23 protein-coding genes and 1 other annotated feature are annotated in these 23,073 nt (G+C 39.6%); of the genes, 5 read left to right on the top strand and 18 right to left on the bottom strand.

The genetic code is table 11. The annotated features are described in order from the left end of the window. Positions 1 to 53: 53 nt before the first annotated feature. The 3 genes from FQ087_RS05305 to FQ087_RS05295 all read right to left on the bottom strand — a co-directional run bounded on the left by FQ087_RS05305 (position 54) and on the right by FQ087_RS05295 (position 2,816). Entirely contained in the window at positions 54 to 785 is a 732-nt protein-coding gene (locus FQ087_RS05305; RefSeq protein WP_149579473.1) for a helix-turn-helix transcriptional regulator, read from the bottom strand. A gap of 347 nt (positions 786 to 1,132) precedes the next feature. Then, positions 1,133 to 1,885: an SDR family NAD(P)-dependent oxidoreductase gene (locus FQ087_RS05300; RefSeq protein ID WP_188006641.1), complete on the bottom strand. Its 753-nt coding sequence runs from the start codon at positions 1,883 to 1,885 to the stop codon at positions 1,133 to 1,135. Next, complete coding sequence (locus tag FQ087_RS05295; protein ID WP_149579472.1) at positions 1,872 to 2,816, bottom strand: MBL fold metallo-hydrolase; 945 nt, start codon at positions 2,814 to 2,816, stop codon at positions 1,872 to 1,874. Before FQ087_RS05295 ends, FQ087_RS05300 begins: the two co-directional genes overlap by 14 nt. A gap of 173 nt (positions 2,817 to 2,989) precedes the next feature. Between FQ087_RS05295 and FQ087_RS05290 the strand changes: the two genes are divergently transcribed. Beyond that, the gene (locus tag FQ087_RS05290; RefSeq protein WP_149579471.1) at positions 2,990 to 3,547 is read left to right on the top strand and encodes an SPFH domain-containing protein; all 558 of its coding nucleotides are present in this window, start codon (positions 2,990 to 2,992) and stop codon (positions 3,545 to 3,547) included. Then, positions 3,535 to 3,747, top strand: a binding site (T-box leader). Its footprint overlaps the gene before it by 13 nt. A 115-nt stretch (positions 3,748 to 3,862) precedes the next feature. Beyond that, positions 3,863 to 4,672 (top strand): pyrroline-5-carboxylate reductase, encoded by an 810-nt coding sequence (gene proC / locus FQ087_RS05285; protein WP_149579470.1) that lies wholly within the window; start codon positions 3,863 to 3,865, stop codon positions 4,670 to 4,672. A gap of 144 nt (positions 4,673 to 4,816) precedes the next feature. On the opposite strand, the gene FQ087_RS05280 is transcribed toward proC, so the two are convergent. The 14 genes from FQ087_RS05280 to FQ087_RS05220 all read right to left on the bottom strand — a co-directional run bounded on the left by FQ087_RS05280 (position 4,817) and on the right by FQ087_RS05220 (position 16,743). Further along, positions 4,817 to 5,125 (bottom strand): FtsW/RodA/SpoVE family cell cycle protein, encoded by a 309-nt coding sequence (locus FQ087_RS05280; protein ID WP_149579469.1) that lies wholly within the window; start codon positions 5,123 to 5,125, stop codon positions 4,817 to 4,819. 39 nt (positions 5,126 to 5,164) lie between these two features. Further along, entirely contained in the window at positions 5,165 to 5,710 is a 546-nt protein-coding gene (locus FQ087_RS05275) for a GNAT family N-acetyltransferase (RefSeq protein WP_149579468.1), read from the bottom strand. A gap of 156 nt (positions 5,711 to 5,866) precedes the next feature. Beyond that, a complete protein-coding gene (locus FQ087_RS05270; RefSeq protein WP_149579467.1) occupies positions 5,867 to 6,310 on the bottom strand; it encodes a hypothetical protein in 444 nt (147 codons plus the stop codon). 275 nt (positions 6,311 to 6,585) lie between these two features. Next, positions 6,586 to 6,720, bottom strand: a complete 135-nt coding sequence (locus FQ087_RS22885) for a hypothetical protein (RefSeq protein WP_255452149.1) — start codon at positions 6,718 to 6,720, stop codon at positions 6,586 to 6,588. An 18-nt stretch (positions 6,721 to 6,738) separates the two neighbouring features. After that, positions 6,739 to 7,356 carry an NUDIX hydrolase gene (locus FQ087_RS05265; protein WP_149579466.1) on the bottom strand — a complete coding sequence of 206 codons (618 nt, stop codon included), beginning with the start codon at positions 7,354 to 7,356 and terminating at the stop codon, positions 6,739 to 6,741. Then, positions 7,346 to 8,044, bottom strand: coding sequence for an HAD family hydrolase (locus FQ087_RS05260; RefSeq protein WP_370456033.1), 699 nt, complete (start codon positions 8,042 to 8,044; stop codon positions 7,346 to 7,348). The genes FQ087_RS05265 and FQ087_RS05260 overlap by 11 nt, the downstream gene beginning before the upstream one ends. A gap of 450 nt (positions 8,045 to 8,494) precedes the next feature. Then, entirely contained in the window at positions 8,495 to 8,647 is a 153-nt protein-coding gene (locus FQ087_RS22355; protein ID WP_188006640.1) for a hypothetical protein, read from the bottom strand. Positions 8,648 to 9,643: 996 nt separating this feature from the next. Further along, positions 9,644 to 10,531 (bottom strand): peptidoglycan recognition protein family protein, encoded by an 888-nt coding sequence (locus FQ087_RS23305; protein ID WP_370456032.1) that lies wholly within the window; start codon positions 10,529 to 10,531, stop codon positions 9,644 to 9,646. Between the two features lie 176 nt (positions 10,532 to 10,707). Further along, a complete protein-coding gene (locus tag FQ087_RS05245) occupies positions 10,708 to 11,739 on the bottom strand; it encodes a S66 family peptidase (protein ID WP_149579465.1) in 1,032 nt (343 codons plus the stop codon). 82 nt (positions 11,740 to 11,821) lie between these two features. Beyond that, positions 11,822 to 12,106, bottom strand: a complete 285-nt coding sequence (locus FQ087_RS05240) for a glutaredoxin family protein (protein WP_188006639.1) — start codon at positions 12,104 to 12,106, stop codon at positions 11,822 to 11,824. A 62-nt stretch (positions 12,107 to 12,168) separates the two neighbouring features. Beyond that, positions 12,169 to 14,595 carry a heavy metal translocating P-type ATPase gene (locus FQ087_RS05235; RefSeq protein WP_370456031.1) on the bottom strand — a complete coding sequence of 809 codons (2,427 nt, stop codon included), beginning with the start codon at positions 14,593 to 14,595 and terminating at the stop codon, positions 12,169 to 12,171. Between the two features lie 112 nt (positions 14,596 to 14,707). Next, positions 14,708 to 14,908 carry a copper chaperone CopZ gene (gene copZ, locus FQ087_RS05230; RefSeq protein ID WP_082786566.1) on the bottom strand — a complete coding sequence of 67 codons (201 nt, stop codon included), beginning with the start codon at positions 14,906 to 14,908 and terminating at the stop codon, positions 14,708 to 14,710. Positions 14,909 to 14,984: 76 nt separating this feature from the next. Beyond that, positions 14,985 to 15,272 (bottom strand): metal-sensitive transcriptional regulator, encoded by a 288-nt coding sequence (locus FQ087_RS05225; protein WP_149579462.1) that lies wholly within the window; start codon positions 15,270 to 15,272, stop codon positions 14,985 to 14,987. A 562-nt stretch (positions 15,273 to 15,834) separates the two neighbouring features. After that, entirely contained in the window at positions 15,835 to 16,743 is a 909-nt protein-coding gene (locus FQ087_RS05220) for a cation diffusion facilitator family transporter (RefSeq protein WP_149579461.1), read from the bottom strand. A gap of 507 nt (positions 16,744 to 17,250) precedes the next feature. Here FQ087_RS05220 and FQ087_RS05215 point away from each other — a divergent pair. The 3 genes from FQ087_RS05215 to FQ087_RS05205 are packed head-to-tail and all read left to right on the top strand — an operon-like array spanning position 17,251 to position 21,466. Next, the gene (locus FQ087_RS05215) at positions 17,251 to 18,393 is read left to right on the top strand and encodes an iron-containing alcohol dehydrogenase (RefSeq protein ID WP_149579460.1); all 1,143 of its coding nucleotides are present in this window, start codon (positions 17,251 to 17,253) and stop codon (positions 18,391 to 18,393) included. Positions 18,394 to 18,402: 9 nt separating this feature from the next. Continuing rightward, positions 18,403 to 20,037, top strand: a complete 1,635-nt coding sequence (locus tag FQ087_RS05210) for a GAF domain-containing sensor histidine kinase (RefSeq protein ID WP_149579459.1) — start codon at positions 18,403 to 18,405, stop codon at positions 20,035 to 20,037. Positions 20,038 to 20,041: 4 nt separating this feature from the next. Then, positions 20,042 to 21,466, top strand: a complete 1,425-nt coding sequence (locus tag FQ087_RS05205) for a sigma-54-dependent transcriptional regulator (RefSeq protein WP_149579458.1) — start codon at positions 20,042 to 20,044, stop codon at positions 21,464 to 21,466. A 154-nt stretch (positions 21,467 to 21,620) separates the two neighbouring features. Here the strand turns inward: FQ087_RS05205 and adhP are convergent, their stop codons facing one another. Next, on the bottom strand, positions 21,621 to 22,631 hold the full coding sequence (gene adhP, locus FQ087_RS05200) for an alcohol dehydrogenase AdhP (RefSeq protein WP_149580759.1): 1,011 nt from the start codon (positions 22,629 to 22,631) through the stop codon (positions 21,621 to 21,623). Positions 22,632 to 23,073: the final 442 nt, after the last annotated feature.

Genomic DNA, 23,073 nt, shown 5'->3' with positions numbered 1-23,073 from the left:
TTATGTCTAAATGGCAATATGACTATTACAAATACGATAACTATATGTGTGATTTAAACCATTTTTATAATATAGTGTAAGTAACTACGGACTTGAGTGATCCGTTCAGTCAATGAAGCTGATACGATTATGTAGAATTGCTCACTTTCATCCGTTTTGTATAATTTACGAACAGTCCTTCTTTCATCCGGCCAGAATCCAACCAATAAGTTGGTTTCTTCCATTTCGCGCGCTATATTATACAAATAGCCATTTGACGGAGACCAACCAAACAAAATATTCAATTGCTCCTGAACCTCGGCCATGTGAAAAGATCTACGATTTAAGCTAAGTCGCAATGCCATAAATCGAACAACATCTTTTACAGATAGTAACTTTGAAATAAACGACCTAAAGTCTTTGTGTAGTGGCTCAATAACAGCCTGTGGTAGCGGTCCATTTTGGGTTAAAAAGCTATAGAACCGATCAATGACAGTCGAAACTTCATTAAACCGAAGCGCATAGATATTTTTGTATTCCTGAAGACGAGATTTTCCTTTTTCCGTAATTCTAAATATTTTTTTGCGACCTTCTGTTCTAGAGAGAAGAAAGCCGTTATTTTCTAATGTGTTAGCAGTACGTGCGACATACTCATAGGAAACGGAACGTCCTGGGAAAACTAAGTTGAAGTGTTCATGGAGTGCTTTTGAATAATTTTCTCGTTCAAGAGTAGTGCTTAACAAGAACAAGCATAGGGCATCAGCAACACTAAATCCAACAGCATGTTGAAACGAAGGCAACTTCATAATCACACAACCCCTAATATTTTAAATAATCATACACCTCGCCAGTACATATATCAATACTATTTTCGGTCGCGATGTTTCTCCTTCTTTCAAAGACCTTCCCTTCCTTAAGTTATCAACTAAACATTTGTTCTTAAATGCTGCTAAATAATACCTCGTACGGGAATGTATCATATGCAGAAGAATATACAATTAGCGAGCGATTTGTTTGTATGTGCACTAGCGAGGTTTCATATATCAGATATATGTACACTTTTAAAAATGAACTGAACCATTTTTTGTTCCCATTCTCTCTCAAAGCAAAAAACCGGTTTGTCCACACCGGCATTTTTAAAAATATTTTCTTTTTATTTCTTCATAAAATACTTGCGCCCTAACCGCTCGACAAGTGTTGGCGCGATTGCGTGCATTCTACTCGTGACACCCATATACCAAGGTAAATTCACATCGCGAACCGGTTTCCCTATTGTTTTAACCACTGCATCGACCACGGTTTCCACAGTCAATAAATGCCTGCCAAGTGATGTACGATAAGTACCTGTTTCATCTGCGAGATCGAGAAAGGGTGTGTCAATCGGACCTGGGTTAATAGTTGTCACATTGATGTCGAATGCTGCCACTTCCATACGAAGCGCGTTCGTATAACCGATAATGGCATGCTTAGAGGCAGCATATATAGAAGCCTTGGGTGTTGCCACTTTTCCAGCTTGGGAACCGAGGAAAATTAAATGGCCGCTGCGCCGCTTCATCATGCTCGGCAATAGTAGTTTAGTAAGCTGCATAGGTGCGATGACGTTTACAGTCATCATGCTTTGTATCGCTTCATCAGACGTTTCATGCGCGAAATCGAATGAGCCAACGCCCGCTGAAAAGATGACGATATCGGGTGAACCGATCTTAGTCATCAATTGCTCGACGTCTTCTCTTTTCGATAAGTCTGCAACAATCGTATGCGCACCTTCAAGATGCAGCTCCTCTAAAACAGCAAGTGCCCTGCCCGTCGCCCACACTTCGTAGCCTTCAGCCAACAGCCGTTTCGTCAGTGCGTATCCAACCCCGCTAGTCGCGCCTGTTATGACAATCGATTTATGCTTGTTCATAATGTAGGACTCCACGTTCATCGCGTGTTTCACGAGCTAGACCTTTATCTACAAGGTAATCTGTTTGCCCAATCGTTTCAGAGAGAGTAAGACCTAGTTCTTTTTCATAGACAGCTGGGAACAGTTCTCGTGTCAATTCAAAAATTGTCCGTGAGCCATTGTCCATCATCGCAAGCACCTTCAATGCCCGTTCGCGCTGTTTCACCAATCGACTTTCAATAAGTTCGTGAGCATTGCGTACTTCATTGCCATGCCCAGTATATATAATGTCTACTGGTAAAGTAAGAAGACGTTTCAACGATTCGTTGTATTGCAGTAAAGAATGCTGGCGTCCTTGCGCAGGATCAAGTGGCGGCTCGATTAATGGGTTTGAAGACACTTTTTCAAGCACTAAGTCTCCACCAATCATCGTCTTATTTTTTTCATCCCATAACACGATATGACTCTGTGCGTGTCCTGGTGTTTCCATAATAGCCCATCCAGGATGCCCCGGAAGCATATCCCCCTCTGCAAGTATCCCATCTAACGGACGTTCGCCCATAAGATCCACAGATCGTTTCATCTTCTTAACCCATATAAGGTACTGTTCAGGTACGCCTTCTTCGATAAGGCGATCGAGATAAAACGTATCATGATAGCGAAAAAATGCTTCATCCCTCTTCAGCCATAAATCGTTGTACACATGACCAAGAATTTTAGCGTTATCAAACGCATCAATCCAGCCAGCATGATCAGGATGATGATGTGTTAAAATGACTTGTTCGATATCGTTAAATGTATAACCGGCACTCTTGATGCCTCGTTTCAAAGCTTCATATGCTTCAGGGGTTTTAGGCCCAGCATCGACAAGTGACAGTGTATCTCCTTTAATAAGAAATGCGTTGACATCGCCGACTGCGAAAGGTGTTGGAATAATAATTTTCTGTATCATATGGAAAATCCCCTTTATGAATATGAATGATTATTCATTACATTGTACCTTTTTTATTGTAAAGCGTCACCTTTTGTATCAATTCTCTATCATGAGGTTTTAAAATGGTATAATAATAGTACCTATACTCAAATTTAGTTACCAAGATATAGAACTACTAGGAGAGCTTAAGCATGGGTTTATTCGGATTTTTTAAAAGTCAATTTACCGAAGTCATTGAATGGACTGATCAGATTGCAAATACAATGGTTTACAGGTTTCCTGTTCAAAACAATGAAATCAAAATGGGGGCAAAATTAACAGTTCGGGAATCGCAAGTACCCATTTCCGTTAATGAAGGTGAAATTGCAGATGTATTTGGGCCAGGACGTCATCTATTCTACACACAAAACATGTCGATTTTAACGAAACTGAAATCATGGAAGTATGGATTCAACTCCCCTTTCAAAGCGGAAGTCTATTTTGTGAATAGTAAGCAGTTCATCAATCAAAAATGGGGTACATCTAATCCAATCATGATGCGCGATGCAGAATTTGGTGTCATTCGATTACGTGGCTATGGTATTTATTCGTATCGGGTATCTAATCCACTTGTTTTCTTAAAAGAACTGTTGGGCACAATTGCTTCCTATGATACGAGTAGCATTATTGGTTCGATAATAAAACAGATAGTTGACTTTTTTTGGTCTACATGCAATAATCGGTCTAATTCAAGTACATATAGGCGTTGACGAAGACAAATAGTTGCGGAAATGGAGAACAGAAAATGTGGTCATCGGATGAAAGCCACATCCCTCTCCCGCTTCGAACCTCCTTCTGAGCTGCTGTGGAAACACAGGCGTGCCTTTCGCGTTAAGAAAGAACGAGATGTACCGGCTTTATGCTGGTAAATTTAGGTGGTACCGCGGAAACATGCGTTTTCGTCCTTATTTAATAGGGACGAGAGCGCATTTTTTCGCGTCTAGACTTCAGCGCCTAGAGGCTCGGGTCTTAAGCCTCTGCACACGTGCTTACGCTTTATTAATGGAATGAGAGGGGTAATTTGAATGAAAACGATTGTATTTATAGGCGCGGGTTCTATGGCAGAAGCTGTTATTGCAGGAATTGTGGAACAAGGTGCAGTAGTACCTCAAAATGTTTTCGTCATGAACAGATCAGATGATGAAAGACTAACTTCATTACACAATAAATACGGTATATCGATTGTCTGCAAGGAAAAAGAAGCGCTGAAAAATGCGGATCTCATCGTTCTTGCGACGAAACCAAAGGATATTCACCAGGCTATGGCTGATACACTTCCCTATTTAGATGATAAAACAGCAGTTTTGTCAGTGATTGCAGGCGTTTCAATTCAGACAATCGAAAATGGTCTTGGTGCAAGACCTATCGCACGCTCCATGCCAAATACCTCCGCTACAATTGGTAAATCTGCGAGTGGTATTGCGTGGAATCAAGCGATTAGCAAAGAGTTAAAAAAACATATCCTCAGCCTGCTAGAGTCCATCGGAATGGTGAAAGAAGTGGAAGAAGATGACTTACATGCGGTCACTGCTCTTTCCGGCAGCGGCCCAGCCTATGTCTATTATTTAGCAGAAGCACTTGAGGAAGCGGCAATTGGTAAAGGTCTTTCAAAAGACATAGCGCGCGCACTTATCATCCAAACGCTTGAAGGAGCGGCTGCCATGTTGAAAGAAACAGGTACGGAGCCAGCGGAATTGCGGAACAACGTGACAAGCCCAGGTGGAACAACGGAGGCCGGATTGAATGCTTTGGAGAACGGAAAGTTCAAAGAGACGATTGCGGCTTGTATTGGAAAAGCGGAGGCACGCTCCCGTGAGCTAGGGGCGCAGTCTTGAAGCTACTCATTTTGCAATAAATAATGGAACGCAAAACTCGAATAATTAGTCACTTTTATAATAAGTGTCTACTATTCGAGCTAACGTTCAAGTTATAAAAACGCGTCTTTTATTCTCATCGAACTAGTTCGTAAGTAGCTAACTTTAGCTACTTTCTATTTGACTAAAAATACTCGACGTCAAATCTTTTCGTCGATAGACACTCAACACAACCCCAATTAAATAGGAATTCAACAGGATTGGCATTAATCCATAACTAATGAACGGTAAAGACATAGAGGTCATCGGAAAGTATCCGAGAGACATTCCAATATTGCTAACGAACTGGACCGTATAAATAGAAGCTGCACCGATAAGAAGAAGCTCGCTGTAAGAATTATGAATCTTGCAATAAATTAGGAAAGTATGATGACAAGCACATAATAGTGTACTTGAACAGTATAGTTTTTTCATTCTGTTTTTTACGACAAATCACCAACAGTGCACAAGTCATCATGCATAAAATCTTCCCATAACTACGGTATTGTAATATTGTCCGTCAGAAAGGATTTTGTCATTTTCAAGAATGCCTTCGGTTTTAAAACCAAAATTGTTATAAAGGTTTATCGCTTTTTCATTTGTTTCAAGAACATTTAAAGTGATTTTTTTAATTTCGTTTGAATCAGCCCAAGCAATGCACTCTTTTAAAAGATTCTTGCCAATGCCATAGCCCCAATAATCTTTTAAAACACAGACACCAAATTCTACTTTATGAGCAAATCGTTTCAATTGATTACCTTCACATCTTGAAAATCCGACAATCCGGTCTTGAACTACAGCAACTAAAAAAAGGTTCCTTTTATTTTCTGTATCCGTTTTTATTAATTGTTCAAAACCATGTACATCTATGAATGCCTCGCCTTTTTCTCTGTCAAGGTTTTGAGTCTCTTCATCAATCTGTAATCTAATATCAGACAAAATCTGTGCATCTTTATGTATTGCGGATCTAATTATGTAGGTCGTCCCATTAACATTAAATTCTTGCTGGTTAATTTTCATCCTATATTCCCCTTCACCATTTATCTGTTCATTCATCTCAAAAATAGATAACTGCTAGTTCGAACTCAATTATCTGCCCTATTTTCGACTACATCTTATAATTAGCGTTGTTAAAGAATTTTACTTGTATTATTCAAAAAGACATTAGTTGTGATATCAAGAAATTAAATCATGAATTCTACTTAAAGAGTTCACGACGATAAATAATGGAAACAGTGTAGCGAAAACAATGCGACTCTCCCAGATTGCATGCCAAAATTTCTTTCCCTCTCGCAACTTTAAAATAAGAATGAAGATCGAAAAGCTACTTGCAGTAAATAGAAACCAAAGAGATTCTTTCTGCCTCTTAACTGCATAATTTAACTCTTCAATCTTCCACAAATCATTTTTAGAAAGTGATAAGATTATAGTATCCTTTTCCCACCCGGTTATATTAAATGATTTTATGGTCACTTTTTCTTTTTCCTGTGAAACAATCTCATAGCCATTCGGTAAAAGTGAAAGCTTGTAAACAGCAAGATACGAAAAACAACCCACAAAGACTATAAAAAGAGTGAAGGCTAAAACCTTTCTGATTACACTTTTTACAGAGTGATTCATTATGTACTAACCAGCCCCTTATATCATTTGATTTTTTCAAATTGACATTTAGTTATTCTCAACTACCATTCCCCGCCATAATTGGTAAGTAACACTTTCAAAATCACTAAACGGAGAAGGTCCATTGATTATCCAAATATATCTAACTGAATCCCCATGTATAAACCAATAAAAAATAGTGAACTGACAACTAATAAAATGGATTATCCTAAAAACTCAGAAGAAAGAGTTTTACAAATTTGCGATATAATCTACCTCCGCCTGAAATCACTCCATCATTGCGATAAATAAGCAATAGTAAACAATATCATGATGATTAAGCCTATCCCTGCTATTAGTAAATTTAATCCACTGATAGTGAAAAAAGTAAGCTCTAAAAGTTTCATAACTCTTTTTTCATTGATTTTCAAGTCTATCAATCTCCCTAGTCAATCAAAAAGTGTCTCTTTATCAGGGTCCCTTGAAAATTCAAAAAGTGTTTTAATTTGAGACTCTATCACCCGATCAGCAGAAAGGTCAGGTATATTATGTTCAGAGAAAAACTGTATAGCACTCGTTTCGATTCCAGTAGACGGCATTCCTCCAACGATTTCACACTGAATAAAAATTTTATAATAATGATGTGGTTGTGGAGGATGCGGATGTTTGTTTTTATCGAACAAAGCGAGAAATTTCATAGGAACCACGTCATAGCCAGATTCTTCTTTTATTTCCTTTATTATATTTTCAGAAGGCGACAAACCTATATCGCAAAATCCACCAGGTAAAGACCATCTATTATCCATCTTTTCTTTCACCATTAACATTGTATCGTCTTTAAATACAACCCCACGAACATCCACTTTAGGGGTTTGATAACCCGTTTCATTCATGAATAAATCCTTGATTTTACTCATTTCTAACCCTGTGTGCTCTGCCATGATTTCTGCACTAATCATGCGTAATTCTTCATAACGCTCGATATCATAAATGTCTTTTGAAAAGGTCAATCCCGATTGAGATAATGCTTGTATTCTCTTTGCCCATTCCAACCATTTAGTACTCATAAGTCTCACCAATTCCCATAGAATCAATGAATTCGGTTACACTTTTGAAGATTGAATTAGGTTCAATCGTAAATTCCATTGAATGACAATCTGGCAACCATTGGACTCCCACTGTATATACGTTCGCTCGAATACCAGCATCTATATCTGCATCACTATCTCCAATAAATAGTGCTTCACTTTTTCCCACACTTAAAAGGGATAAAGCTTTCAATAACCCTTCCGGATGTGGCTTTGGTTCGTTCACATCATCCCCTGTTATGATGACATCAAACAGCCCTTCCATCTGCAGAGCTTTTAGGGATATATCTAAACTTCTTTTTGCCTTTCCCGTAAAGATGCCGATTTTGAGTCCTTGTTCTTTTATGCGCTTAATAAGATCATCAATTTCCTTATGTGGTGTAACAAATTGACTATGGCGTTCAGAGTACTTCGCATAGTACAACTCAATGGCTGCATCCTTGTTACTATTGGATAGGTTCTCTCGAATAATCCCGGTTTCTGACGGGCCAAACATTGCTTTTATTTCTTCATTAGAAAGATTTTTATTATCAAACTCCTTGAAGACACACTGAAAAGCATAATAACAAATTGGTAAGGTATTCGCTATTGTCCCATCAAAATCAAAAATAATCGCTTTGATAATCAACACATCCTTCAATTCTATTTTCACACCACTACTCGCCATTTGTAACTGAAGCCACCTATGTACCACCTAAAATATCGTGGATTCCTCTTTTATCTTCACGAAATATAATCATAAAAACACTTACTACTACTGATAATCTAGATTTGGCACTCTCTTCCTATACATACCCCACTCGTATATACAGTCCATATTTACCATTGTAACCCAATTAAATAAACTTTTGGAGTTAATCCGATGCAATTACCTCTCTTTTTACACAATTTAGAACTGTTCCTCATTTTCAAGAAGAATTAGCAAATTATATCAAGTACCGTGTTCACAATTGAATAAAGGCAAAAAAAAGGCCTGAGCCCGGTGCAATACCGAGTTCAGGCCTTACAAGCTGCCTAATAAAATAACCTGTCTAACTTTTGGGGGTCACTCCACAACTAAATGGCCACCTTAATTATATTTGTCTTGCTGGTTGCAAGACTTTCGCTACTTTACTACCTAAATTTCCATACTTTTACCAACCGAAGTTGCATTTTCTACGATTAGATTCTCTGCGATTACACTCGTTACATCGACATCTCGACCTATCATTACGATTTCGGTCATGACGGTTACAGTCATGATGATTTCGGTCATGGCGATTACGATCACATCTTACTTCCCGACACTCACAAATCAATTCTACTCGACGCCTTCTATTTTCAAAACACATATACTTTCCCCCCTTTATTGATTTTTAAAGCTGGCCAGCCTTCTACTTATAGTATGGAATAGTGCGCATAATGATTGGACGAACTGTCTAGTATAAACAATCATTATTATTTCGAAATGTGCGCCTTTTGCTTTGTTAACACTTCACGTCTATTTATTAACCAATATTACCCAGAAAATAAGTTACTCTCAGTCTGGGAACTTCTTGTATAGTTACACTTTTGAATCGCTTTGGATTGAATGCCTTCTATTACGATTACCGAGAAGTCTGGATGTGTAGGGATGCGACTTTGTCGCATCCCTACACATTTTTTTCGGTAATTGTATCGTTGTCCTTCATCCGTCGCGCTCCAAATGCATGAGCGCACAGAGTGCTAAAGTTTTTTGGGACGAAAGAATAGCTGGCTTCTTACCTAGAGGAAAGCCGCCAAAGATGGAATTTTGGCGGCTGATACTTTCTCTATGGTTTTTTCTTATTTAGTTTAAAGAAGTGTCACTTTTTATAAGGCATCACATGATTAGAATCATAATCTTTGCTAAAAGTATGCAAGGATCACATAGTATAAAGTACTAGAGTGCCCGATATCTTCGGACACTTACAATAGCTATAGAAAGTCATCTATTATTTTCTTTCAAACTGTATTTTCCACTTGAACATTGTAGGAAGTCGACAGGCAACTATTCGCAACAGTAATACTAAGGAGGAATGAACTACAATTCCTCCCTAAAAAGTGTGGCTAGAAGTGATTGAGTCACTTCTAGCCACACTTGCCCCCCCGATGGAGGAATGAATTGCAATTCCTCCTTAAACCTGTCATGATTATTTCGCCGAAAGCGAACCGGAAATGATCCAGTTAACATGGATTATCCCAAGCCCTATTCACCAGTATTTTATGCAATTAAATGATTAATCAACAGAAGTGTTATCACATATCTTTATTTATTACGTTGGTCGATTATAACTTTGAGTGCAAGTGCATCATCAAGTGACAACTTCCCTGACTTAAAGTCTGTTAGCCATTTATCTGAAATCAATCCTTCTTTAATTGCATCTGTTAGGTATTGCTCGAAGGCAACTTTAAGTGTTGCCGAGCTCGGATTAAACATACGTACATCCTCCTTTGGTGGAATTGGTTTAGGTGCTTTTAACTCTTCCAAGCGTTTTGCAATAGCATTACGAACGGCCGTCGTACGTCCTTCGTCTATAATACGGTGCGGACATTCTTTTCCGCTCCAATCACGATGCCATTTCACACGATCAATGCCCCAATCGTATTGCTTGAGTAAGTGGGCTACATATTCAATCGCGTTTGCTTCAGCATTCTTATACCTTTCACCGCCAGATTTTGAGTAACAGATTTCAATCCCGATAGATTTACGATTTCCACTACCGTTCCCGTCTCCGGCATGCCATCCACTACGGTCAAACGGGATGGCGAGTACTACGTGTTTGTCATCAATCGCGACATGGTATGATGTTGCGACCAAGTTTCGAGTCATATACGCAATCTCGTTTAATGCAGTTGCATCATTGGCCGTATTGTGAATTGTGATGTATTCCGGTGTCATTGGGTACGTTGCTTTGAGTGGATAGAGCGATACAGGAATGTAGTTATTAATGATGGCATAGGCCATGTTTTCACCTTCTTTCTCAGTTAAAGCCTTGCTGCCAGAATAGTAAACGCTAGCTGATAATCCAATCATCACGGCAACAAGAATAGCTTGTATATTATGATATGACGCGGTATAGACAACCTCTATGACAATCACACCAGACACTGAAAAAAAACGGTAATGCTTTAGTGGTAGCCTTATGGATATCAACCATATAACTATCCAACATACGGATACTACGTTTCTTACTGAAAATTAAAACACGCTCAGCAACGTGATTTACGTTTGCTCAGCGTGTTTAATTATTAATTCAGTCACAGAATTTTGTTCAACTATTACTAAGCAGTTAATTTTCTTTCCCAAACCAATTATGAGTACTGATAACATTATTCTACTCCGCTCTCTAAAATCGAGAAAGTCCCCTTATCACAATTTATCTCTGCCATCGAACCATATGGTAAAACAAACTTTGGTTCAGTATGGCCGAAATTCAAATTATAGAGAATCGGTAATCTCTCCAAGCCGTACTCCTTCATAACCTGTCGAATTACTTCTTTATATGATTCATAATACTTCTCGTCCTGTGGTTTTCCGAAGATGATTCCATTTGCCATTTGTAAAATGCCCTGTGCAGCATAATTGCGAAGCCAATATTTTATTTGATTAGGTTCTGGCTTTTCCTCAGAAGTTTCAAAGAAAATAATGCAGTCCTTCCAATACTTCTGTTTTGGCCAAATTTCTGTACCTTTTGCGAACTCTAGTACTTCAATACACCCACCGATTAATTTTCCTTGTATAACTCCTTTTCCTTGAAGTACTTCATATCCACCATTCTTCTGCATGGTTCGCCTGCGATTCATATTCCTTTTATGCCATTCCAAACGCTCACTCGTCCAACTCTTAGCGGATTTAATTTCACCAATAACTTCATCCGAAAAGAGTATTCGCTTCAACATTTCTACTGTATAGGAATTCATCTCAACATTTTCGGCGAAATCAGTTAAAATCGCTGGACCATAAAAAGAGGATATTCCTGCTTTATGGCAAAACAGATGAGTAATCGTAACATCTGAATAGCCCATGAATATTTTTGGGTTTTTACGAATTATGTCAAAATCGATATAAGGCAGTAAACGTATACTATCCTCTCCGCCAATATTCGCAAATATTCCTTTAATTTCCTTATCCTTAAATGCCGTCATCAGATCCTCTGCACGAGCCTCTGGATTGTCATAAAGGTAATTCGATCCTTTCAAACTATTCGGCATTGGAACGACTTCAAGGCCAAAAATACTTTCTACTCTCTTTACCCCTTGGTCATAACGCCATCTAAGTTCTAAATCACCTGCCCCTCCCCAAGAAGGACTTACTGTCGCGATTTTATCTCCTGGTTGTAATTTATTTGGTTTTATTAGCAAACTAATCCCCACTCCCCTGTTGTTATCAGTCTATGCTAATTCTTGTTCGATGTCAGCTACAATCTACAATCATGGAAAAATCTTATGACTTATTGTCCCTTAGTATTCCAACTATTTCATCAAAGTTCTGCTCAAAGCCGATTAGGACTTTTCGTTTGCTCATCAAACCAACTAGTGATTTACCTTTAAAAACAAAAGTGGGTACCATTCTTGCGCCTGATAATTTAATAAGTTCTTGTTCCTTTGCAGGATCTTTCGATAAATCATAATCAATATACGCAATATGATGCTCAGCAAGATAAGCTTTCGCATCTTGGCAATCTGAACAAGTAGGTCTAGTATACAACTCTAGTTGCACTTTTTTCACACTAAAATCCCCCTTTGTATAAAACGAAAGCCATGCAGAATTCCCGCATGGCTTCATTTCATTTACAGTTTAACTTTTTGCAAACGCAATGCATTCAAAACAACAGACACCGAACTGAAAGCCATCGCTGCACCCGCAACCCATGGGGCTAATAAACCAATTGCCGCAATAGGGATACCGATTGTATTGTAGAAGAATGCGAAGAATAGGTTTTGCTTAATATTACGCATCGTTTTGCGACTCATAATAATTGCATCAGCTACACTATTTAAATCTCCACGCATCAGTGTAATATCTGCCGCCTCAATCGCAATGTCTGTACCTGTTCCGACAGCCATTCCGATATTCGCTATCGCGAGTGCTGGCGCATCATTAATACCGTCCCCAACCATAGCCACTTTCTTACCTTGTTCTTGTAATTTTTTAATTTCATCGCTCTTTTGTTCTGGTAATACTTCTGCAATTACATGAGATAGCCCGACTTGACGAGCAATTGCTTCCGCAGTTCGTTGGTTATCGCCTGTCAACATAATGACTTCCAGACCCAATGCCTGCATTCTGGTAATGGCTTCCTTCGACGATTCTTTCACTGTATCTGCGACTGCCACGACACCTGCAAGTTTATGATCCACAGCGATCAGCATCGCTGTTTTCCCTTCACTTTCGAGCATTTCCATAGCAGCACTCGAGTCTAAAATAGCAATCTTATACTCGTTCATCAATTTTCTAGTACCGACTAATACTTCTCTACCACTAACATTTGCCCGGATACCATACCCTGGTAACGCTTCAAAATCAGTCACATCAAGTAACGATAACCCTTTCTCTTTGACACCCAAAACAATGGCTTGTGCCAATGGATGTTCAGATTGATTTTCAGCTGTTGCAACTAATTGCAAGACTTCATCTTCTGTAAAGCCTGCTGTCACTGTAATATCTGTCAATGCAGGTTGACCTTTTGTCACTGTTCCTGTTTTATCCAACACGACAGTGTCAATTGAGCGGGTATTTTCCAAATGTTCGCCGCCTTTAAATAGTAAGCCCATTTCAGCTGCTCTACCTGACCCTGCCATAATCGATGTCGGCGTTGCCAGACCTAGCGCACATGGACAAGCAATAACTAGAATCGAGATTGTTGGAATCAATGCCGAACGGAAATCGCCTGGTGTTACTATGAAAAACCATGTAAGGAACGTTGCAACCGCAATAACGACAACAACCGGTACAAAAATACCAGAAATTCTGTCTGCTAAACGTTGGATATCAGCTTTCGATCCTTGTGCTTCCTCCACTACTTTCACAATTTGCGCCAATGCTGTATCTTTTCCAACTTTTGTCGCTTTGATTTGCAATGAACCATTCTTATTGATTGTTGCACCTATGACTTTATCACCAGCAACTTTATCCACTGGAATACTTTCTCCTGTAATCATTGATTCATCGATAGCTGAACGTCCTTCAATAATTTCGCCATCCACTGGAATCTTTTCACCTGGCTTCACAAGAATTGTATCTCCTGCGATAACTTCTTCAATCGGCAGTTCAATTTCAATGCCGTCTCTTAGAACTCTTGCTGTTTTAGCTTGTAAACCTAGCAACTTTTGAATCGCCTGACTCGTTTTTCCTTTTGCACGAACTTCAAATAACTTACCAAGAACGATTAATGTAATAATAACAGCGGACGCTTCAAAATATAGCTCTGGACTTCCGACTTTCCCATTATTCATCCATTCAATCGATAAATATAGGCTATAGAAGTATGCCGCGCTCGTACCCAGGGCAACCAATACGTCCATATTGGCACTTTTATTGCGTAGTGAATTAAAAGCACCTTTATAAAACTGTGCGCCAACGATAAATTGAACAGGCGTCGCAAATGCAAGCTGTACCCATGGGTTCATTAGTATATGTGGCATGTAAATAAATGATAAAAACTCAAAATGCGCCACCATTGTCCATAGTAATGGAATCGTCAAAACGAGTGAAAAGATGAACTTTTTCTCTTGCTTTTTGATTTCTTGTTCTTTGTGATCCATCTTGTCTTTGCTATCTTGTTTTGGAATTAATTCATAGCCCATTTTCTTAACTGCAGTAATCATCTCTGTTGTTTCAACTTGTTTGCTATCATATTCAACTGCTATCGTTTCTAACGCAAAGTTGACACTTGCATTGGAAACACCATCCATCTTACCAATGCGTTTTTCGATTTTCGTCGCACATGCCGCACAGGTCATACCCGAAATGTCAAAAGCTACTTTTTCTTGAACGACACTGTAACCGAGTTTTTCAACTCTTGCCTTAAACTCATTGACATTCGTTTTAGCAGGGTCGAAAACGATTGTTGAGTTTTCCATTGCAAAGTTGACGTTTGCTTTCTCGACACCCTCTATTTTTGAGAGTCCTTTTTCAATGCGATTCGCACACGCAGCACAAGTCATACCAGTAATTTGTAACGTTTTTGCTTCTGTTGCCATTTGCTTCTCCTCCAATACTGGGTAGGGGTATATATTTTTCGAAAAGAAGGATCATACCAAAAGTATAATCGTTTCTATTGCTATATACCCCCACGTGGTGTAAGCATAAATCCTAATGTATCTTCATTTAAACGAGTTCGTAGCCTTGCTCTTCAATCGTTTCTTTGATTTGAGCGAATGTAGTTGCATTGTCAAATTCTACCGATACTTCATTATTGCCAAGATCTACTTTAACTGTTGAAACACCAGTAAGTTCCCCAACGCTCGTTTCTATTGAGTTTACACAATGATTACATGACATACCTTCTACCTTTAAAGTTTCTTTCATCTCAAAAACCTCCTGTTTTAGTTGTTATTACCAATTTACTATACCCCTGTTAGGTATGTCAAGCAAATTGCTGTTTTTATTTCGTCATAGTTTTCATGACATCCATCAATTCTTTAATGGCCGCTTCACCATTTTGCCCTTTAATCGCATTCACTACACAGTGATGGGTATGATCTTCTAGTAAAGCCAAAGAAACCTTATTCATAGCTGATTGAATCGCGCTAATCTGATGCAAAATATCTACACAATAGCGATCATTCTCGACCATTTGATGAACGCCTCTTACTTGTCCTTCGACACGTTTTAATCGGTTAAGAAGCTGTTGTTTATTGGGTTGGACTGTTGTTTTAGATGATTCCTCCATGATCTCGCCTCCTTAAGCAGGTACAGATACCCCGTACCCCTATACTAGCACTTTACTTGGAGTGGGTCAACGAGTTCGCTTTTTAGGTTATCTACTCCAAAAAGATGCACGAAATTTGAAAAAAGGTACTCTTCTTTTGTCATGATTCCTTTAAATCATATGAATTTTCCGACCGCCTGATATAACTGTTCAATCATAACTCTTCCAGTAGTATAGTACCCATTTTGGCATTTCCCTAATATAAATCATGCCTATTCTAGTTTTCACGCCACATATGTCATTGACTAAAGGCTCACCACAACCAACCAGGCATCCAGGATAGGCTGGACGCAATGTGGTAGGAACGGGTTGTCCTACGATACACTTATTTAGTTCAATTGCAACGGGCATCCCCACTTGTTCAGAACCTTCACAAAAATTGTGGGTTCTTAGGCTTTCCGCAAAAATTTTAACTGGATAACAAGTCAACTCCAGTTCATCGCCTTCACTTATATACTTTGCTATGACTGCTAGTTGCTTGGCATCTAATTCTCTACATTATCTCCCACATTCATCTCTTTAGTTAGACGATAGCTGTTTCATGTTGCAAATCAGACTTTTCAATTTGAATCGTCGTATGGATGATTTTAAACTGCTGTTCGATTTGTTGAATCGCTTGTTGAAGTATTCGCTGCTCATCTTGTTTATCCTCAATTAGCAGGTGGCAAGTAAGAGAATCCAATCCAGATGTGATCGTCCATACATGAAGATCATGTACATTGATGACTCCTTCGATTGCTTCTAATGTCTGCTTGACCTCTTGTTGATCAATTGTAATCGGTGTTCCTTCCATAAGAATATGAACCGTCTGTTTAATAATCCCCCATGCTCCTTTTAGGATTAACAATGCAACGACAACACTGATAATTGGATCTGCTACATACCAGTCAAAATAGTACATAACAATCCCGGCAATAATCGCACCTACAGAACCTAGTGCATCGCCGAGGACATGCAAATAGGCACTGCGTAAATTCACATTATCTTTCACATCTCCTTTGCTAATTAAAAACCAAGCACTTAGCAGATTAGCCGCTAATCCAATGAGCGCAATGATGATCATCGAACCACTCGCAACAGTTTGTGGCTCAAAGAAACGCCCATACGCTTGGTAAATGATCATTCCTGCGATGACAAACAACGTCACCCCGTTAAATAATGCCGCTAAAATTTCAAATCGATAATAACCATATGTTTTATTGGGAGACGCCGCACGCGCAGCAAACCAAATTGCTACTAAACTTAGCGCCAACGACCCCGCGTCACTCAACATATGCCCCGAATCAGCCAGCAAAGCCAAGCTGTTCGTCAGCAACCCTCCAAAAAACTCTAACAGCATAATTCCCGCTGTAATTATGAATGCTATCGCAAGTCCTTTTTTATTTCCTTCTCTAGCGTGACTGTGGTGATGACCATGGTCGTGATCATGCATGAAAAATCGCTCCTTATCTTACTGTCGTTCTCTAGTATAACTCTCGACCTAACATTATGTAGCTATTCCTCATACTCATATGGGGTATATATTGTTTAAAAAGAATGATCATACCTAAAGGCATAATCCTATAATCCACTATATACATGCATATGACATGAACAAAGGTTGATTTACTATTGTTGAAAATAGCTGACGGTATAGCCTACACTTCCTTCAATTAAATTGACACAACAAGTACAAAACATCCCTTGTACTTGCATTATCTCTTTCATTTTGACTACCTCCTACCTATTAATGATCCCAACTTAACATACCCCCGTATGGTATGTCAAATAGTTAATGAAGAGCCTATCATTCATTTCCTCAAATCTTACTATCAGCCCTCTCATCCAGGTTGTTACTTTTTGAATAACGGAACTAACTACTCTATTTCGCTATTACTTTACTCGCAAAATAAATGTTACAATAGAAGGAATTATTTAACAACTAAGGTGGTGCGCCATAATGTTTAAATTTGTTATGCCTGAAGTGATTTTTGGGAGTGGCTCAATTCATCAAGCCGGAGAAAGTTGTGCTCGGCTTGGTGCTCGAAATGTGCTTATTGTGACAGATCCAGGTGTGATTAAAGCCGGTTGGGCAGAGATTACTGAGAAAAGTTGTCGGGAAGCCGGGCTCTCCTCTATTATTTTTTCCGAAATCAGTATTAATCCAACAGAGCAAGAAGCCGAGATGTGTGCTCGCGTTTATCTCGAAAATGATTGCGATGCATTAATTGGGGTTGGAGGTGGAAGCGCGATTGACATTGCTAAGGCAGCCGCAATTCTAGTAACAAACGGGGGCCAGATTCGTGATTATGAGGGAGTAGATCAAATTTCAAAACCCCTTCCCCCCCTCGTAATGGTTTCAACGACTGCTGGATCAGGTTCTGAGGTGTCCCAGTTTTCCGTTATCGTGGATACTGAAAGGCAGAAAAAAATGACGATTGTTTCAAAGTCACTTGTACCTGATATCGCCATTATTGATCCCGATGTTCTTGCCACGAAGAGTGCTCGACTTACTGCCTCGACAGGACTAGATGTGCTAACTCACGCAATTGAATCTTTCGTCAGCATTGCTGCAACACCACTGACTGATGTTCACGCTAAAAGTGCGATTGCATTGTCGACGCAATTTTTACGTCCATCTGTTGCTTCCCGTTACAATAAAGATGCAAAAGAAAAAATGGCAATGGCAAGCCTTCATGCCGGTCTCGCTTTTTCTAATGCAATCCTTGGCGCAGTTCATGCGATGGCCCATACAATCGGTGGCCGCTACCCTTTTTTACATGGAGATATTAATGCTGTACTTCTACCTCATGTTATGGAATTTAATGCACTAGCCGCCCCAAATAAGTTTAAGATTATGGCCGAATTAATGGGCGAAGATATTGCAACACTTTCAGTATCAGCAGCAGGCAAAAAAGCGATTAGTCATGTGCGGAATCTTGCGGTTGATATTGGTGCGCCGCTTACATTGTCGGAAATGGGCTTTGAAGAGTCAGCGATTCCTGAAATCAGTCAGATAGCGCTGTTAGATGCTTGTATGATCACCAATCCTCGAGATATCTCTGCAGAAGAAGTCGCTTTTCTTCTCCGACAGGCCTTGTAGGTGATCTCTATGAGAAGACATGAAATGATTGATCTCTTAACTGGTGTTCAATCTTCCAAACATAATTATTATACGGAATTGAAAACTACAGTTGATGAATTGAAAAAGAAAAATAGCCAACTTGAAATGATCAATGAGGTTATGAAAAGTTTTACAGCTGATTTTTCTGTGACAGATATGTTACAAAATACACTCATTACATTAAAGACTGTTTACTCGATTGATCGTATCAGTACAGCACTTGGGAATGATCAAAAACTTGTTATGTCATATGTATATCCAGAACAGGACACTTATCTCGAAAAAAACACTCTATTTCCAGGCGCTGGATCCCTTTATAATAATGTCTTTGTAACAGGTCAATACGCGATTTATCACGAAAGCAATACCGATTCATTTTTTGAGAAAGAAGGCTTTCGACATCTTGGACTTGTTTCTGTTCATTTGTTTCCATTAAAAAGTAGCGGAAAAACAATCGGTGTTTTATCACTTGGTAGCCGCTCGTCTTTGGAATTCGATGAAGAGGATAAATCTTTTTTTCTTCATTTAGCTGACCAAATCGCGGTCTGTATGGAAAATGCACGTCTATACGGAGAGGTTTTGGCCGGTAAGCAGCGCTGGGAAGAAACATTTCGAGCGGTATCGGACTCAATTTTAATCATTGCTTCTGATGGTACTATTTTATCTAGAAATAATGCTGCGCGATTGGACTGGCCCCTTGAGATTGGCCAAGATATCCGACCCATCATGAAACAAGCTAGCCGTTATACCGAGGACCCTTTTCAAAAGACAATAGCTACAAAAAGTCCACAATCCGCTGAGCTTAACCATGGAAATGACATTTATGATTGTTCGTGCTATCCCCTTTTCGGACCAGATGAGTCAATTGACGCCGTCATTATTTATCGCAAAAATATAACCGAAAAAAGACTGTTGGAAGTGCAGCTCATGCATTCTGGGCAGCTTGCAGCAATTGGAGAAATGGCCGCGGGGGTCGCGCACGAACTAAACAACCCACTAACATCAATTATTGGAAACACACAGCTTCTGCTTAGGACACAATCGGCTGATAAGCAAATAAAACCTTTGCTAGACGACATTGACCAGTGCGGCAAGCGCTGCATGACGATTATTCGTAGTCTACTCGTCTTTTCACGCCAAGGAAATTTTTCTTTTAAACCATGTTCTTTAAACGATGCCGTCAACGAAGCACTTAGTTTAACGCGTCGACAAATTGAGCAACAACATATTTCAATCGACATAGATCTAGCCCCTAGCCTTCCAACTTTGAACGGTAATTTGCAGCAGTTGAGTCAAATAGCAGTCAACTTGCTGATGAATGCAAAAGATGCATTTAAATCAGCTGATGTAGATGAAAAAACCATTTTTATTCAGACGAAAATAGATGGTGATTCATTACTCTTATGTATAACTGATAATGGCACTGGCATTGCAAAGGACGTACTAAATGATATCTTTCATCCTTTTTTCACAACAAAAGATGCTGACAGCGGAACTGGTCTTGGCTTGTCCGTTAGTTTCGGGATTGCGAAAGCGCATGGCGGAATGTTATCTGTTGAAACGATGCAAGGTAGTGGTACGACATTTACCCTAACAATCCCAATGTCCGATGAAAGGCTGTGAAGTCATGACTCATATTTTGGTTGTTGAAGACGAAGTTGAACTTGGTCGATTTTTATCACGTCTTTTTGCATTAAAAGGTTTTAAAACAACACATGTAAAAAGCGGAAAAGATTTTGATCAAATTAGTGACTTTTCCCCATTTAAGCTTGCATTTATTGACGTACGACTGCCGGACAGAAGTGGGATTGAAATACTAAAGATGGTAAAAACAACAGCACCACATATCCAATGTGTCATTATGACAGGCTATAGTACAGTAAAAATAGCCGTTGATGCGATTAAGCATGGTGCAGCTGATTTTATAGAAAAACCATTTGAAGATATTAACGTGATAGACCAGCTAATCGACGGACTTCTTGGAAATCAGAAAAGTGTATTACCCAAGGAAACTGATTATCAAAGAATTGCCCGTGAGATCGGATGTTTTCTTGGGACAAGCCGTTCGATGCATCAGCTGTATCAACTTGCTTATAAAATTGCTCCGAAACGGATTACTGTGTTAATCGAAGGAGAAACGGGGACAGGAAAAGAAGTGCTTGCGAAGTTTCTTCATGCTGCAAGCGATCGCCCCACTGGCTCATTAATGAACATTAACTGCGGCGCTCTTTCTGAATCACTACTTGAAAGTGAACTATTTGGTCATGTGAAAGGAGCTTTTACTGGTGCTTTGACAGATAGAGCTGGGTATTTTGAAGCAGCTTCATCAGGTACTCTATTTCTTGACGAAATAGCCGAAGCATCGGTCTCTACACAGGTAAAACTATTGCGGGTGCTCGAAACAGGTGAATATATTAAAATTGGTGGGACGAGCGCTGAGCGTACATCCGCACGTATTATCGCCGCCTCTCACGTAAATTTAGAAGAAGCGGTGCAGCGTGGTTCATTCCGGGAAGATTTATTATACCGACTTGATATTGTTAAATTAGTTATTCCACCGCTCCGCGAACGTCGTGAAGACATTCCGCTACTAATCGATTCATTGCTCAAGCGCTACGGGGAAAGTATCCTATTTTCTCCCGAAACAGTAGAACGAATGAAGCTATATGACTGGCCGGGAAATATGCGCGAACTGTCAAACATTATTCGTCAGATAGCCGCTATTTCAACGAAAGGATCCGTAATTACTCCAGATCTGCTACCACCAAAAATTACTGGCCTAAAACAGCTTTATCCAGCAGCAGTCTCGAAAGAACCGCTTCACTTCCCTGATGAATGGAAGTTGTTTTCCGAAAAGATCATGAGCATTTATAACGAACAAGAACAATTTCCTCTCGAAGAATTACTTGCCCTTATGAAAAGCATGGAAAAACGGACCGCTGTAGCAATGATCAAAAAATCGCTACATGAAACGGCAGGCAATCGTAAAGAAACGTCCGAAAATCTTGGTATCTCACGCAGAAAAATACGCTATTATTTAAACGAAACATAAACGATAAAATTAGAATCTTAGTCACCTTCAGAAATTCGCCGCTATTTTGTTGCGCTCACTAAAACGAATGAGACGGTTTTTATATGCAAAAAAATGACCACCCACAAATCAGCTAAATACCGACTTGTTGGGTAGTCCTTTTTGAATACCAGAATTAAAACTTCAGTACAACTCTTCCATTAATCTTCCCTTGGACCATTTTGTCTAGAATAGTGTTAATCTCAGACAGCGGTGCAGTTTCAATCTGTGCTTTCACCTTACCCCGAGCTGCAAAATCAAGTGCTTCTTTCATATCAATACGCGTACCGACGATTGAGCCTTTCACGGTTACACCGTTTAACACTGTATCAAAAATAGGAATCGGTAGCTCAACATTTGGCAACCCAACTACTACAAGAGTTCCGCCACGTTTAACAGAACGATATGCCTGTTCAAACGCTATCTTCGTGACCGCTACACTGATTGCCGCCTGCACTCCGCCAACGCGTGATTTAATTGCTTCAACTGGATCTTCTTTTAATCCATTTACCGTTTCATCAGCGCCTAGTTGCTTCGCAAGTTCCAGTTTTTCATCAGCAATATCGACCGCTACAACATTGAATCCCATTGCCTTTGCATACTGGAGCGCGACATGGCCAAGTCCACCAATTCCATAAATCGCTACCCAGTCACCTGGTTTTGCTCCGGACACTTTAAGTGCTTTGTATGTCGTTACACCTGCACATAAAATTGGTGCCGCATCCACAGAACTTAAACTTTCAGGAATTTTCGCCACATAATCCGCTGCTGCAAGACAATATTCTGCATATGCCCCGTCAACAGAATAACCACCATTTTCTTGGTCAGGACAGAGTGTCTCTTGACCGCTCAGGCAATAATCACATTTCCCACATGCCGAATATAGCCATGGAATCCCTACACGATCCCCTACTTTTACAGCCGTAACCCCTTCGCCGACTTCTTCAACAATACCAACACCTTCATGTCCTGGTATAAGAGGTAATTTCGGTTTTACTGGCCAATCGCCTTGTGCCGCATGTAAATCAGTATGACAAACACCGCACGCTTCAATTTTCACAAGTGCTTGACCAGGACCTGGTTTCGGCTTTGGCACTTCTTGAACCTCTAGCTCTTTATTGAATTCGCTTACAACTGCCGCTTGCATGAATAGTTCTCCTGTTTGTTCAACTCCGCTTTCAACTGCTGTTTTCATAATTAATTCCTCCCTTTTATCTTAGCTTCCATATTTTGTTGTTCATCTTTAATATTGCAAGTATCGTGCCAACTTATTAAACAAGCCTTTATCATTAATTATTCACTCGAGTGACCGTAGAAACGGCATAATAAGCCGATTTTTCGGCCTTAATTAACAATAAATCGGCTTGAAGAATGAAAGCTGTTTCATATGGCGACTTCAAGTCTCGGAATCAGCAGAACTCTTTCACCATATCGAACTTGCTAATACGTAAGTGTAGAAATTCCAAGCCCGATTAATGCACTGATATTGAATACAATATCAAACCACATACTCATAAAGTCAAGGAGAGCATTATGGATGAGATAACATACCGAGCAGTCATCCTCGGTTTTCCTTTGTTCACACATGG

Origin of the sequence: Sporosarcina sp. ANT_H38, assembly GCF_008369195.1 — a bacterium.
In the GTDB taxonomy this organism is placed as follows: domain Bacteria; phylum Bacillota; class Bacilli; order Bacillales_A; family Planococcaceae; genus Sporosarcina.
This window is presented reverse-complemented; position numbering and strand designations above follow the sequence as displayed.

What these genes read in the sequence shown, in the direction of transcription:
- FQ087_RS05210 (WP_149579459.1), top strand. Translation starts at nt 18,403, where the DNA reads ATGAGAAGACATGAAATGATTGATCTCTTAACTGGTGTTCAATCTTCC.
- copZ (WP_082786566.1), bottom strand. Translation starts at nt 14,908, where the DNA reads ATGAAAGAAACTTTAAAGGTAGAAGGTATGTCATGTAATCATTGTGTA.
- FQ087_RS05290 (WP_149579471.1), top strand. Translation starts at nt 2,990, where the DNA reads ATGGGTTTATTCGGATTTTTTAAAAGTCAATTTACCGAAGTCATTGAA.
- FQ087_RS05265 (WP_149579466.1), bottom strand. Translation starts at nt 7,356, where the DNA reads ATGAGTACTAAATGGTTGGAATGGGCAAAGAGAATACAAGCATTATCT.
- FQ087_RS05275 (WP_149579468.1), bottom strand. Translation starts at nt 5,710, where the DNA reads ATGAAAATTAACCAGCAAGAATTTAATGTTAATGGGACGACCTACATA.
- FQ087_RS05305 (WP_149579473.1), bottom strand. Translation starts at nt 785, where the DNA reads ATGAAGTTGCCTTCGTTTCAACATGCTGTTGGATTTAGTGTTGCTGAT.
- FQ087_RS05280 (WP_149579469.1), bottom strand. Translation starts at nt 5,125, where the DNA reads ATGAAAAAACTATACTGTTCAAGTACACTATTATGTGCTTGTCATCAT.
- FQ087_RS05270 (WP_149579467.1), bottom strand. Translation starts at nt 6,310, where the DNA reads ATGAATCACTCTGTAAAAAGTGTAATCAGAAAGGTTTTAGCCTTCACT.
- FQ087_RS05220 (WP_149579461.1), bottom strand. Translation starts at nt 16,743, where the DNA reads ATGCATGATCACGACCATGGTCATCACCACAGTCACGCTAGAGAAGGA.
- FQ087_RS05295 (WP_149579472.1), bottom strand. Translation starts at nt 2,816, where the DNA reads ATGATACAGAAAATTATTATTCCAACACCTTTCGCAGTCGGCGATGTC.
- FQ087_RS05225 (WP_149579462.1), bottom strand. Translation starts at nt 15,272, where the DNA reads ATGGAGGAATCATCTAAAACAACAGTCCAACCCAATAAACAACAGCTT.
- FQ087_RS05215 (WP_149579460.1), top strand. Translation starts at nt 17,251, where the DNA reads ATGTTTAAATTTGTTATGCCTGAAGTGATTTTTGGGAGTGGCTCAATT.
- adhP (WP_149580759.1), bottom strand. Translation starts at nt 22,631, where the DNA reads ATGCAAGCGGCAGTTGTAAGCGAATTCAATAAAGAGCTAGAGGTTCAA.
- FQ087_RS05300 (WP_188006641.1), bottom strand. Translation starts at nt 1,885, where the DNA reads ATGAACAAGCATAAATCGATTGTCATAACAGGCGCGACTAGCGGGGTT.
- FQ087_RS05205 (WP_149579458.1), top strand. Translation starts at nt 20,042, where the DNA reads ATGACTCATATTTTGGTTGTTGAAGACGAAGTTGAACTTGGTCGATTT.
- proC (WP_149579470.1), top strand. Translation starts at nt 3,863, where the DNA reads ATGAAAACGATTGTATTTATAGGCGCGGGTTCTATGGCAGAAGCTGTT.
- FQ087_RS05260 (WP_370456033.1), bottom strand. Translation starts at nt 8,044, where the DNA reads ATGGCGAGTAGTGGTGTGAAAATAGAATTGAAGGATGTGTTGATTATC.